This is a genomic window from Streptomyces sp. NBC_01261 (genome assembly GCF_036226385.1).
GTDB lineage: Bacteria > Actinomycetota > Actinomycetes > Streptomycetales > Streptomycetaceae > Streptomyces.
On record NZ_CP108463.1, the window covers coordinates 2,484,277 to 2,497,235 of the forward strand.

Annotated in this window: 10 protein-coding genes; 6 read left to right on the forward strand and 4 right to left on the reverse strand. The window is 70.9% G+C overall.

What is annotated here, in order from left to right:
• The first annotated feature begins 33 nt into the window (after positions 1-33).
• Both OG226_RS10845 and OG226_RS10850 read left to right on the forward strand, forming a co-directional pair.
• Positions 34-1,275, forward strand: coding sequence for a cytochrome P450 (locus OG226_RS10845; protein WP_329348726.1), 1,242 nt, complete (start codon positions 34-36; stop codon positions 1,273-1,275).
• 38 nt (positions 1,276-1,313) lie between these two features.
• Entirely contained in the window at positions 1,314-2,231 is a 918-nt protein-coding gene (locus tag OG226_RS10850; protein ID WP_329348728.1) for an SDR family NAD(P)-dependent oxidoreductase, read from the forward strand.
• A 46-nt stretch (positions 2,232-2,277) separates the two neighbouring features.
• Here OG226_RS10850 and OG226_RS10855 read toward each other — a convergent pair whose 3' ends face one another.
• The 4 genes from OG226_RS10855 to OG226_RS10870 all read right to left on the reverse strand — a co-directional run bounded on the left by OG226_RS10855 (position 2,278) and on the right by OG226_RS10870 (position 8,866).
• Entirely contained in the window at positions 2,278-3,003 is a 726-nt protein-coding gene (locus tag OG226_RS10855; RefSeq protein ID WP_328676744.1) for a class I SAM-dependent methyltransferase, read from the reverse strand.
• Positions 3,004-3,175: 172 nt separating this feature from the next.
• The gene (locus OG226_RS10860) at positions 3,176-5,677 is read right to left on the reverse strand and encodes a SpoIIE family protein phosphatase (RefSeq protein WP_328676746.1); all 2,502 of its coding nucleotides are present in this window, start codon (positions 5,675-5,677) and stop codon (positions 3,176-3,178) included.
• Between the two features lie 149 nt (positions 5,678-5,826).
• Entirely contained in the window at positions 5,827-8,256 is a 2,430-nt protein-coding gene (locus OG226_RS10865; RefSeq protein ID WP_329348731.1) for an MFS transporter, read from the reverse strand.
• Between the two features lie 166 nt (positions 8,257-8,422).
• Complete coding sequence (locus OG226_RS10870) at positions 8,423-8,866, reverse strand: SRPBCC family protein (RefSeq protein ID WP_328676749.1); 444 nt, start codon at positions 8,864-8,866, stop codon at positions 8,423-8,425.
• Between the two features lie 180 nt (positions 8,867-9,046).
• On the opposite strand from OG226_RS10870, the gene OG226_RS10875 reads away from it, so the two are divergent.
• The 4 genes from OG226_RS10875 to OG226_RS10890 all read left to right on the forward strand — a co-directional run bounded on the left by OG226_RS10875 (position 9,047) and on the right by OG226_RS10890 (position 12,948).
• Entirely contained in the window at positions 9,047-10,093 is a 1,047-nt protein-coding gene (locus OG226_RS10875) for an Rv2578c family radical SAM protein (RefSeq protein ID WP_328676751.1), read from the forward strand.
• A 186-nt stretch (positions 10,094-10,279) separates the two neighbouring features.
• Positions 10,280-11,860 carry an alpha/beta hydrolase gene (locus OG226_RS10880; RefSeq protein ID WP_329348733.1) on the forward strand — a complete coding sequence of 527 codons (1,581 nt, stop codon included), beginning with the start codon at positions 10,280-10,282 and terminating at the stop codon, positions 11,858-11,860.
• A 66-nt stretch (positions 11,861-11,926) separates the two neighbouring features.
• Entirely contained in the window at positions 11,927-12,352 is a 426-nt protein-coding gene (locus OG226_RS10885) for a RidA family protein (RefSeq protein ID WP_328676755.1), read from the forward strand.
• 62 nt (positions 12,353-12,414) lie between these two features.
• Positions 12,415-12,948, forward strand: a complete 534-nt coding sequence (locus OG226_RS10890; RefSeq protein WP_329348734.1) for a GNAT family N-acetyltransferase — start codon at positions 12,415-12,417, stop codon at positions 12,946-12,948.
• The last annotated feature ends 11 nt before the right edge of the window (positions 12,949-12,959 follow it).

A 12,959-nucleotide genomic window follows, 5' to 3' on the forward strand; every position in this document is an offset into this window, starting at 1 on the left:
CCCACCCTCCCACCCTCATCTGGAGGAACGACCATGTCCGAGGCCGAGACGGAACTCGCCGCCCCTGACGCGGAGCTCTTCGACTACCCGGGCGCACGCGACCGCACCTGCCCGTTCGCCCCGCCGGCCGGACTGCGTGCCCTGAACGACGAGGCGCCCGTGTCCCGGGGCCGGATCTGGGACGGCAGCACCCCGTGGCTGGTGACCGGGCACGCCGCACAGCGCGTGATCCTGTCCGACCCGCGGGTGAGCTCCGACGACAAGCAGCCGGGGTTCCCGTATCCGAACGAGGCGATGGCGGAGAACGCTCCCCACCATCCGCTGACCATCTTCAACGCCGACGGCGCCGACCACACGCGGATCCGCCGCATGATGACGGCTCCGTTCACGCGTAACCGGATGGAGAAGCTGCGGCCGGAGATCCAGCGGTTCACCGACGAGCTGATCGACAGGATGCTCGCGGGCCCGAACCCGGCGGACCTGAACGCCGCGCTGTCGCTGCCGCTGCCCTCGCTGATGATCTGCGCGCTGCTCGGAGTGCCGTACGAGGACCACGAGTTCTTCCAGGAGCACGCCTCGCTGGCGACCCGGAGCGACAAGACCGCCGAGCAGGACCGGGCGGCGAACCAGGCGCTCGGCGGCTATCTGGCCGGGCTGCTCCAGAAGCGGATGGAGGAGCCGTCCGACGACGTCATCTCGGACTTCGCCGGGCGGATCAAGGCGGGCGAGGTCACCCTGCCCGAGGCCGTCATGCTCTGCATGATCCTGCTGATCGCCGGCCACGAGACCAGCGCCGGCATGATCACCCTGGGCACCGCCCTGCTCCTCCAGAACCCCGAGCAACTGGCCCTGCTGCGCGGGACGGACGACCCCAAGGTCGTCGCGAACGCGGTCGAGGAGATCCTGCGCTATCTGACGATCCCGGCACTCGGGCAGCGGCGGATCGCCGCCGAGGACATCGAGATCGAGGGCGTGACCATCAAGGCCGGCGAGGGCATCGTCGTCGCGCTGCCCGCGGGCAACTGGGACCCGGCGGCCTTCCCCGAGCCGGAGAGGTTCGACATCTCCCGCGAGGCGCGGCACCATCACGCCTTCGCCTGGGGCATCCACCAGTGCCTCGGCCAGCAGCTCGCCCGCATCGAACTCCAGGTCGTCTACGGCACGTTGTACCGCCGCATCCCGACCCTGCGACTGGCCGTCGGCTTCGACGAGTTGAGGTTCCGCCGGGACGACGCGCTCGCCTACGGCCTGCACGCACTGCCGGTCGCCTGGTAGCCACCCACGCTGTCACCCGCACACAACTGGAGTCACCCATGAGCGAGTTCGGCTTCGAAGGACGCGTCGCCGTCGTCACCGGCGCGGGCCGTGGCCTCGGCCGCGCCTACGCCCGCCTGCTGGCGGAGCGCGGGGCGAAGGTCGTCGTCAACGACCTGGGCGGGTCGATGGAGGGCGAGGGCTCCGACGCCGGACCCGCGCAGAAGGTCGTCGACGGAATCGTCGCCACGGGCGGCGAGGCGGTGGCCGACACGCACGACGTGTCCACGACCGCGGGCGGCGAGGCGGTCATCGGCACCGCGATCGAGAACTTCGGCCGGATCGACGTCCTCGTCAACAACGCCGGGATCATCCGGTACGCGGGCCTGCCGGAGATCGAACTCGACAACCTGGAACGGCACTTGGCCGTCCACCTGCTCGGTTCGTTCAACACGATGCGGGCCGCCTGGCCGCACTTCGTCGAGCGGGGCTACGGCCGGGTCGTCCTGACCACCTCCAGCGGCATGTTCGGCATGGACAACAACCTGTCGTACGCCGCCGCGAAGGCGGGCACGGTCGGCATGGCGCGCAGCGCGAAGCTGGCCGGAGAGCCGCACAACATCAAGGTCAACCTGATCGCGCCGGCCGCGATGACCCGGATGGGCGGCGGCCCCGAGGAGGAGCCCACCGAGACCGCGGAGGGCATGCCGTACATGCCGTCGTCGGCGGTGGCGCCGATGGTGGCCTACCTCGCGCACGAGAGCGTCCCGGTGAGCGGGGAGATCTACACGGCCGGCGCGGGCCGGTTCGCGCGGGTCTTCCTGGCCTCGACAGAGGGGTACGCGCACGCCGGTGGTGACGCGTCGGTCGAGGACGTGGCGAAGAACTGGGACGCGATCAACGACGAGAAGGGGTACTACGTGCCCGCGGACCTGATGGCGTGGTCCGGGTCGTTCCTCAAGCACCAGTTCGGGTAGTGCGGGTGGGGGGAGGCGGTGAGCCGCCCCGCCTCCCCCTGCCGTCTCAGGTCGCGCGGCTCGCGATCACCCACTTCGACGGCAGTTCGATGCGCGCGCCGTCCGCGGTGAACTCGGTGGTGATCAGCGGTAGTTCGCCGCTCGCGAGGACCGTGAGGCCGGCCGCGCGCAGGAGTTCCGGCACCTCGTCGTCGGGTACTTCGCCGGGGGCGATGCCGTGCCGGAAGACCGGGGCGAGCTTCGCCGGCGGGCCCGCCGGGTCCTGGGCCAGTTCGCCGAGGATCGGGCGGGCGGCCTCGGCGAGTTCGACGAGGAAGGCGTGGCCGCGCTCGCCGATGAGCGTGGCGATTCCTTCCACCAGCGGCTGCCGGTCGTCGGGCTCGACCTGGTGCAGCACGCCCCTCATGTAGACGTTGGCGTCGCCGAGTTCGGCGTGCAGGGTCTCGACCTCGGTCTTGTCGGCGGCGTCCAGCAGCCGGTAGGCCGCCTGTCCCGCCGGGTCGTCGTGCCGGGCGTGGTCGAGGGCCGCGGCGGACAGGTCGGCGCCGACGACATGGGTGAACCGGTCGGCGAGGAACCGGGTCTGAGTGCCGTTGCCGCAGCCGAGGTCCACCATCTGGAGGCCGGGGTCGCGCAACTTCGGCTCGAACAGGGCGAGATGGAGCCCCACCGTCTGCGCCGCCGCCGCGTCCCAGAAGACGGCTCCCTGCCCGTCGGGCGCCTCGCGCCAGAAACCTTCCCAGGCCTCCCGGTACCGACTGGTCACGCTCATGCCCAACTCCCCAGGATGCGAGGCCGTTCCGCCATAAGTGACGGGCCAGTACGGTCTATCGCGCCCCGGTCCCGCTCACAAGCACACGGCGCATTCCTTCACCGCTCATTCGACCCGTGTACGCCGATGTACGCCTCGTGCGCCCCCACGGTCACCTGCGGTCGCCTCCGCTTCAGCGGCGGGGCAGGGTGAGTTCGAACCAGACGGTCTTGCCCGTGGTCGTACGGCTGGCGCCCCATTCGCGGGCGAGTACGCCGACCAGGTGCAGTCCGCGGCCGAACTCGTCGTCGGGGCCCGCGCCGAGCAGGGACGGCAGGGTGGGGTCGTCGTCGTCCACCTCGCACATCAGGGTGTCGCCGCGCACCAGGCGCAGTGCGATCCGGCGGCCGTGGGAGTGCCGTAGGGCGTTGGTGACCAGTTCGCCCGCCAACAGGGCCGTGCTGTCGGCGAGTTGGGCGAGGCCCCACGCGTGCAGCTGTTCGCGGACCGCCGCGCGGGCCCGGCCGGCCTCGACCGGGTCGAGGGTGAGCCGCCACTCGGCGACGTCGTCCGGCTCGATGCCGTTGAGACGGGCCATCAGGAGGGCGACGTCGTCCTTGCGGCCGCCGCGGGTGTTGAGGGTGCGGATGATCGTGTCGCAGGCGTCGTCCATGGACGCGGCCGGATGCGCGGCCGACTCGCTCAGGGTCGCGAGTCCTACGCCGATGTCCTCGCCGCGCACCTCGACGAGACCGTCGGTGCACATCACGAGCCGGTCGCCGGGCTCCACGCGCACACGCACCGCCTCGAAGGGCACCCCGCCGACGCCGATGGGCGCGCCCGTGGGCAGGTCGAGCAGCTCGCTGCGACCGTCCACGGCCCGCACGACCACCGGCGGGATGTGGCCCGCGTTGGCGAGGTGGAGTTCGCCCGCGATCGGGTCGTAGACGACGTAGAGGCAGGTCGCGAGGTACGAGTCGCCGAGGCGCTGCGCCAGGTCGTCGAGGTTGCGCAGGAGTTGGGCGGGCGGGAGGTCCATGGCGGCCATGGTCTGCACGGCGGTGCGCAACTGGCCCATCATGGCTGCCGAGTTGAGGCCGTGGCCCATGACGTCGCCGACGACGAGCGCGGTGCGGGCGCCGGGCAGTTTCACCGCGTCGAACCAGTCGCCGCCGACCCGGCCGAGCAGTGTGCCGGGCAGATAGCGGGTGGCGATGTCGCAGCCCGCCATGCGCGGCGGGATGTGCGGCAGCATGCTGTCCTGGAGGGTCTCGGCGACGCTCTCCTGGTAGGTGTACATGCGCGCGTTGTCGAGCACGAGGCCCGCGCGGGCGGCGAGTTCGGCGCCGGTGACGCGGTCCATGTCGTTGAACTCGACGCGCTCCGGGTGGCGCAGCAGGATCATGAAGCCGAGGACGACGTTGCGGGCCTTGAGCGGGACGACCAGCATGGAGCGGCCGGTGATCAGCGGCCGGATGTCGCGCTTCTCGAACTGCGAGGCGATCATGTGCCCCATCTGTTCGCTGATGCGCGGCACGAGGACGGGTTCGCCGGTGGTCATGCACTGGAAGAACGGGGTGTGCGCCGGGAACGGCATGGCCTCGCCGACCGGTACGACGTCGTCCCAGCGGCCGGGTTCGTCGGTGTGCTCCAGGGCGACCCGGTGCCACATGGTGGTCGTGTCCGGCACACCGTCCGGGAACCCCTCGCCGGCGACGACCTGTTCGCGGAGGTACGTGCCCGCGACGTCCGTGAACTTGGGGACGACGGCCCTGCTGACCTCGATGATGGTCTGCGCGAGGTCGAGCGAGGTGCCGATGCGGCCGCTGACCTCGTTGAGGAACTCCAACCGGTCGCGCACGGCCGCGTATTCGAGGTCCTCGCCCTCGTCCGCGGACTCCTGCGGGAGGGGACGTCCCTCGGCTGCGGCGAGGGCGGCGCGCTCGCGACGCGCCTTGCGCTCGGCGCGGCGGGCGACGCCCCAGTCGGGGGTCACCGGCACCCGCTCGTTCTGGCTGAACTCCAGGACGGGATAGCCGAGTTCGAGGACCTGGGCGACGATGCGGGCGCTCTCGTCGACGCTCATGCTGGGCAGGATCTCGGGGAGCCTGCGGGCGAGTTCTTCGGCGCCGGGGAAGTCGGTGTGCAGGGCGAAGCCCGGTGCTATGCGCTCGAAGGCGCGGTCCGCCTCGGGGAGGTCCTGGCGCAGGGCGCCCGCGTCGGCGGCGAGCACCAACAGCCGTTCCTGTCCCGGCCCGACGAGCGGATAGGCCCACCACAGGACGTCCACACGGTCGCTCCCCCAGCCTTCGGCCGGGAGGGCCCCCGGCTCGCTTCGCTCGGGCACGGTGAGGCGGGCGCGTCCGGCGGCCGGGTAGGACAGGCGGCCGTCGAGGGAGGACTCCAGGTCGGGGCCGAGTCCGTCGTAGGCGGTGAACCCGCCGTAGGGGCTGGTCTCCTCGTCGTCGGGCAGGGCGCCGGAGACGGGGAGCAGGTCGAGGGCCGTCTGGCCGATCGCCTCTTCCTTGGTGGCGCCGAACAGGCGTCGGGCACCGCGGCTCCAGTGCGAGACGAGGCCGTCGCGGTCGATCAGGATCACGGCGAGGGGGACACGGCCCGTCGCGGTGTGTTCGAGCACCACGTCGTCCCCGGCCCGGCGGCCGGGAGGTGTCTCCCGCTCGGTGCCACGGTCCATGGCCCAGGCCCTCTCTCCCCACGGCTCCGCAAGATCTGTGCCGCCACCGACCACGCTACGGGGGCGGCCGGTGGCGATGTGTGGCATTCCTGGAATTGGTTCCACTCCATCGCACCGGCGTGCGCCACCGCGCTCTGTGGGGCGGGAGTTCAGTCCTCGTGGCCGAGTTGGAGGTCACGCTCGGTGCGTCCACCGCCCGCCACTTGGAGCACGGTGGCCACGGGCGGGTACCCGGCGGCGATCACCGTGTACTCGCCGGAGGACAGATCGATGAACCGGAACGTTCCGTCGGGTCCGGTGGTGAGGGTGTCGACCACGTTGCCCGCCGCGTCCAGGAGCGTCACGCGCGCGTCCTCGACGGGCCGCCCGCCGCTCGCCCTGACCGTGCCGCGCAGCACGGCGCCGCCGGCGAGTTCGACGTCCTGGCGGGTCTCGCGGGACGCCTGGACGCTGACGGGGAGCGCGGCCGGGCGGAACGCGGGCGCGCTGGCGGCGAGGGTGTACTCGCCGGCCACCAACTCGCTGATGACATAGCCGCCTTCGCGCCCGCTGCGGGTACTGGCGACGACCTCGCCGTGCACGTTGGTGAGCGTCACGGCGGCCTCCCGCACCGGGGTGCCGTCCGCGGTCAGCACGCTCCCGGCGAGGCGTCCGGCGCCGCCGAGGACGACGTCCAGTTCGACGGGCCGCTCGCCGACGGTGACGGACACCGCCTGCGGCTGGTGGCCGCCGGCCGCCGCGATCAGGACGTACGACCCGGAGCCGGGCGTCGACAGCGCGTACCGCCCGTCCGCGCCGCTGGCGCCGCGCCCGATCTGCTGTCCGGAGACGTCGATGAGGGTGAGCGCGGCCCGGGGCACGACGGTCCCGTCGGGGTGCTGCACCGTGCCGCAGACGGGGATTCCGGCCACGTACGCCGAGCGGAGCGAGATGGGGGTCCCCCCGGCCGAAGGTTGGGGGAGGGCCTGCGGGATCGGGGAGTTGAGGGGCGCGGCCTCGGGCGTCTCGGCGGGGGCGTTGTGGGACACCAGTGGTTTCTCCTTGAGGAAGAAGGCGATGAGCAGGCCGAGGGCGAGCACCGGCACCAGGTAGAGGAAGATCCGCGGCATGGCGTCGGCGTACGCCTGGATGTAGCCGTCGCGCAGGGCCGTGGGCAGCGTGTGGACGAGCTGCGGGGTGATGGACTCGGGGTCGGGAAGACCGGCACCCGCGCGCGCGGGGATGCGGTCGCGCAGGGCGTCGGTGAGCCGGTTCGCGAACAGGGTGCCGAAGATCGCGGCCCCGACGCTGCCGCCGATCTGCCGGAAGTAGTTGTTCGCGCTGGTGGCGGTGCCGAGGTCGGCGGGCCGTACGGAGTTCTGCACGGCGAGGACGAGGACGGGCATCACCATGCCGATGCCGGCGCCGAGGACGGCCATCCAGACGCTGTACTGCAGCCGGGAGGTGTCGACTTCGAGCCGGGACAGCAGCCACATGCCGAGGGTGGCCAGCGCGCTGCCGAGGAGGGGGTAGATCTTGTAGCGGCCGGTGTGGCTGATGAGTTGCCCGGAGACGATGGACGCGCCGACGATGCCGCCCATCATGGGGAGCATCAGCAGCCCGGACTCGGTGGCGCTGGCCCCGTCGACCATCTGCAGGAAGGTCGGCAGATAGCTGGCGGCCCCGAACAGCGCGACCCCGATCACCAGGCCCACGAGGGCGGTGACGTTGAAGACGGCGTCCTTGAACAGCCGTAGCGGGATGAGGGGTTCGGGCGCGAAGCGCTCGGCGACGACGAAGAGGACCGCGGCGGCCACCGCTCCCGCGCCGAGTCCGAGGATGACGTGCGAGCCCCAGGCGTACTCGGTCCCGCCCCAACTGGTCAGCAGGACCAGGCAGGTTGAGGCGCCGGCGAGGAGGAGCGCGCCGAGGATGTCGAGGCGCGCCTTGACGGTGGGCTTCGGCAGTTTCAGTACGACGGTGACGACGGCGAACGTCACCACGCCGAACGGCACGTTGATGTAGAAGCACCAGCGCCAGGAGAGGTGGTCGGTGAAGTAGCCGCCGAGCAACGGCCCCGCCACGGAGGCGAGTCCGAAGGTGGCGCCGATCAGGCCCATGAAGCGACCGCGCTCCCGGGGCGGCACGATGTCCGCGATGATCGCCTGCACGCCGATCATGAGTCCGCCGGCGCCGACGCCCTGCACCGCGCGGAACGCGATGAGTTGGTCCATGGACTGGGCGCGGCCCGAGAGCGCGGAGCCGATGACGAAGACGCCGATCGCGAACTGGAACACGCTCTTGCGGCCCAGGAGGTCGCCGAGTTTGCCGTAGACCGGGAGTCCGACCGTGGAGGTGAGCAGGTAGGCGGTGATCGCCCAGGACATCTTCTCCAGGCCGTGCAGTTCGCCGACGATCTTCGGGAGCGCGGTGGCGACGATCATCTGGTCGAGGGCCGCGAGCAGCAGCGCGAGCATCAGGCCGAGGAACACCAACCGCACGCGGCGCGGGCTCAGTTCGGCCTTCTCGACGGGTGCGGGGACGGGTGTCTCCGGGGGTGCCGGAGCCTGTTCGTCCTGCACCAGAGTCGTCCCGCCCACGTACCGCTCCCCTCGTCGCGCCTGCCGCACAATTCCCGCTTTGGGCGACAACTGCGAGCAAGCGTGACGAGTTACGGCGTACGCCCGGCTCGAACGGAGATCCACTCGAACCGGTGAGGGACGCGGCCGGAGCGCCAACGCGCCCTGGCGGCTTGGCCCTTGGGGCCTACTTCTCGACCTCGGCGGCGAGCCTGTCGAGCACCAGGTCGTAGATCCGGCCGAGACCCTTGGGGGCGAAGGTGCGCTCGAAGAAGCCGCCGATGCCGGTGGCACCGTCCCACGTGCTGGTCACGGTGACGCGGGACTTGCCCTCGCCGGCCGGGGTGACCCGCCAGGTGGTGACCATGGTGGAGTTGCGGTCCTTCTCGACCAGTTCGCCGTCGGTGGGCTCGCTGACCTCCAGGAGGCAGTCGCGGACGCGCTTGCTGGTGGCCTGGAGCTTCCAGTGGACGAGGGTGCCCTCGCCGTCGCCGCCCTCGCGCACCTCGTACTCGCTGAACTGCTCGGGCAGCACCTTCGCGCGCGTGCCGCTGTAGTCGGCGAGGGCGTCGAAGACAGCCTCCGCGTCGGCTGCGACGACCCGCTCGGTAGTCGCCTCGACCTGCGCCATCGGTTTCCTCCAGGACATGAGTCAGGACATGGGTTCTCGGGGTCGGGGCAAGCCAACCACCCCCGCCCACGGCCACCCAAATCGGGGTGCCTCAAGGCGTCGGAAGCGATCGGGAATGACACTTGCACAGTAAATCGAACAAGTGTTTCACTCGGAGGGCAGGCCTACTTAGGAGGCGTCATGCGCTGGGAGAACCTCACCGCCGAGTCCGGCGGTCACAGCCGGGCGGCCGACGCCGCGCTGTTCGGCGCGGACGCCGTGGTCAGCCGTACCTTCGACACACCCGAGTTCCGCGGGATCACCTTCCACGAGGTGCGGGCCCGCTCGATCATCAACCGGGTGCCGGGGGCCTCCCGTATGCCCTTCGAGTGGACGGTCAACCCGTACCGGGGCTGCTCCCACGCGTGCGTGTACTGCTTCGCCCGCAAGTCGCACAGCTACCTGGACCTCGACACCGGCCTCGGCTTCGACTCGCAGATCGTGGTCAAGGTGAACGCGCCGGACCTGCTGCGCCGCCAGCTCGGCTCCCGGCGCTGGCTGGGCGAGCACATAGCGATGGGCACGAACGTCGACTGCTACCAGCGCGCGGAGGGCCGCTACCGGCTGATGCCGGGCATCCTCGGCGCCCTGCGCGACCACGCGAACCCCTTTTCGATCCTGACGAAGGGCACGCTGATCCTGCGCGACCTGGACCTCCTGGTGCAGGCCTCCGAGGTCACCGACGTCGGCATCTCGGTCTCCGTCGGCTTCACCGACCCGGCGCTGTGGCGCACGGTGGAGCCCGGCACACCGTCCCCGGAGCGGCGCCTGGACGCCGTACGGACCCTGACCGGGCACGGCATCGACGTCGGGGTCCTGATGGCCCCGGTGATCCCCTTCCTGAGCGACGACCCGGCCCAACTGCGCGCCACCGTAAGGGCGATAGCGGCCTCCGGGGCCACCTCGGTGACTCCCCTGGTGCTGCATCTGCGGCCCGGTGCCCGCGAGTGGTTCATGGCCTGGCTCGGGCAGCACCACCCGCACCTGGTGCGCCGTTACGAGCGGCTGTACGCGGAGGGCGCGTACGCCCCGAAGTGGTACCAGCGCCGGATCACCCGTCAGGTCCACGACCTGGCCCAGGAGTACGGCATCGGTCCCGCGCGCGCGGGGATGCCGCGCCGGATTCCCGAGCCGCCGGACCCGGCGGATCAGCCGGTGTCCGAGCCGACGCAGCTCACGCTGATCTGAGCGCGTTCGCCCCTGAGCCGACCCGGGGGCGCTTCCGACCGAACCGAGGGCGTTCGAGCGCATCCGGCGGCCCAATTGGGTCAAGTATCGGCTGAACAGGTTCTTCCGCCCCGAGTTTTCGGGACTATGCGGCGAGGACGGACCGCGAAACCCGCTGTCCGCCGCCTCTCCGTCCTGGGAGGACGTATGAGAAAACGCGCAGCCGTACTGTGCGGTGCCGCCGTCGTCGTGGCCGGGACGGTCACCGCTCTCCCCGCCGACGCGAGCACCGCGCGTCCCACCACCACCGTCCAGACGGCGAAGCTCAGCTGGAAGAGCTGTGCCACCACGGACTATCCGACGCTCCAGTGCTCAAGCGTCAAGGTGCCCCTGGACCACGCGAACCCGCACGGCAAGCAGATCTCGCTCGCCCTGTCCCGCGTCCCGCACACCGCGAAGACGTACCAGGGACCGCTGCTGGTCAACCCCGGCGGCCCGGGCGGCAGCGGGCTGACCCTCGCGGGCTTCGTCGCGTCCTCGCTGCCCAAGGCGGTGGCGTCCCAGTACGACGTCGTCGGCTTCGACCCGCGCGGCGTCGGCAGGAGCACCCCCGCCCTCGACTGCGAGCCCGGCTACTTCAACCCGGTGCGCCCCGACTCGGTGCCGAGCACCCCGGCGCTGGAAAAAGCCAACCTCACGCGTGTGAAGGCCTATGCCGCCGCCTGCGGCAAGAAGTACGCGAGCGTGCTGCCGTACATCGACACGATCAGCGCCGTGCGGGACATGGACTCGATCCGGGCGGCGCTCGGCGCGAAGAAGATCAACTACTTCGGTTACTCGTACGGCACCTACCTGGGCGCCGTGTACGCGAAGCTCTACCCGGAGCGCGTGCGCCGCCTGGTCCTCGACTCCATCGTCGATCCCACCGGTGTCTGGTACGACGACAACCTCGGCCAGGACTACGCCTTCAACGACCGCCAGCAGGCGCTCATGGCGTGGATCGCCAAGTACAACGCGACGTACAAGCTCGGCACCGACCCGGCCAAGATCGAGGCCAAGTGGTACGCGATGCGGAAGGCCCTCGCGAAGAAGCCGGCGGGCGGGAAGGTGGGCGCCTCCGAGCTGGAGGACACCTTCATCCCGGGCGGCTACTACAACGGCTACTGGCCTTATCTGGCCGAGGCGTTCGCGGCGTACGTGAACGACAAGAACGCCGATCCGTTGGTCGAGACGTACGAGAACTTCGCCGCGATCGACGCCTCCGGGGACAACGGGTACAGCGTCTACACGTCGGTGCAGTGCCGTGACGCGTCCTGGCCGCGCGACTGGAACCAGTGGCGCAAGGACAACTGGGCGGCCTACGACAAGGCGCCGTTCATGGTGTGGAACAACGCCTGGTACAACGCGCCGTGCGCGTTCTGGCCGACGAAGTCGGAGCAGCCGATCAACATCGCCAACGGCAAGCTGCCGCCGGTGCTGCTGTTCCAGGCGACGAACGACGCGGCCACTCCGTACGAGGGCGGCGCGACGGTCCACCAGATGCTGGCCGGTTCGAGTTTCGTGGTCGAGCAGGGCGGCGGGAACCACGGCATCACGCTGAGCGGGAACGCCTGCCTGGACAAGTACCTGGCGACGTACCTGACCGACGGCAAGGTGCCGCGCAGTGGCCGCGAGGTCGACGCGGTGTGCCAGAAGACGCCGGACCCCCAGCCACTGACCACGGCGAAGGCGGCGACGAGCACGGCACACGGTTCGACGCTGCACGGCCTGCTGGGCTTCCGCGGCTGAGTCCCGTCCGACTGTCCCTCGGGGGCGGGAATCCTCGTTGTCAGACCCATGGTCCACCATGGACGCATGAGTGAGCTGACGAGGATTCCCGCCCCCGACGGCGTCGCCCCCGCGACGGCCTACACGCACGTCGTGACGGGCACCGGCCGCTTCGTCGCGATCTCCGGCCAACTCGCCCTGGACGAGGACGGCAAGCTCGTCGGCGAGGGCGATCCGGCGGCCCAGGCCCGCCAGGTCTTCGAGAACCTCCGCCGCTGCCTCGCCTCGGCGGGCGCCACCTTCGACGACGTGGTCAAACTGACCTACTTCGTCACGGACATGGCCCACATGCCGGCCATCCGCACGGCCCGCGCGGCACACATACCCGACGACCGGCTCCCCGCCGCCTCGGCCGTCCAGGTCGCCGCTCTGGTGCGACCGGAGTTCCTGATGGAGATCGAGGCGTTCGCGGTGATCGCCGAACAAGCCGAGCGATCCCAGCAAGCCGAGTAATTCGGGGGCAGGCGCGGCCAATTGGGAGGCGGGCGCGGTCGGCGCGTCCGTATGGTGACGTCATGGACGACGCCGAGCCCCCGCGGATCCGCCCGATGACCCTCGCCGACTGCGACCGCGTCTCCGAAATCCGCGTCCTGGGCTGGCAGTTCGCGTACCGGGGCCTCATGCCGCAGCCCTTCCTCGACACCCTCAGTGCGAAGGCCGACGCGGAACGCCGCCGGGCCCGTTTCGCGCGGGACGACGGCAGCGTGGTGAACCTGGTCGCGACCCGGGGTGCGGAACTCATCGGCTGGGCCGCGATCGGACCGTACCGCGACGGTGAACCCCGCACCGGAGAGGCCGAGTTGTACGCCATCTATCTCGACCCCCAGTACGTGAGCACCGGCGTCGGCCGGGCCCTCATGCAGGAGTCCCTACGTGAGTGCGCGGCCCGCGGCCACGACCGCGTCCACCTCTGGGTCGTCCGGGGCAACGCCCGCGCCCGCCGCTTCTACGAGCGCGCGGGGTTCCGGGCCGACGGCACGGAGGAGCCGTACGAGGTGGAGGGAGTCGCGGTGCCCGAGCTGCGGTACGTCAGGGAATTGAGGGGCTGAGCGGAACACCG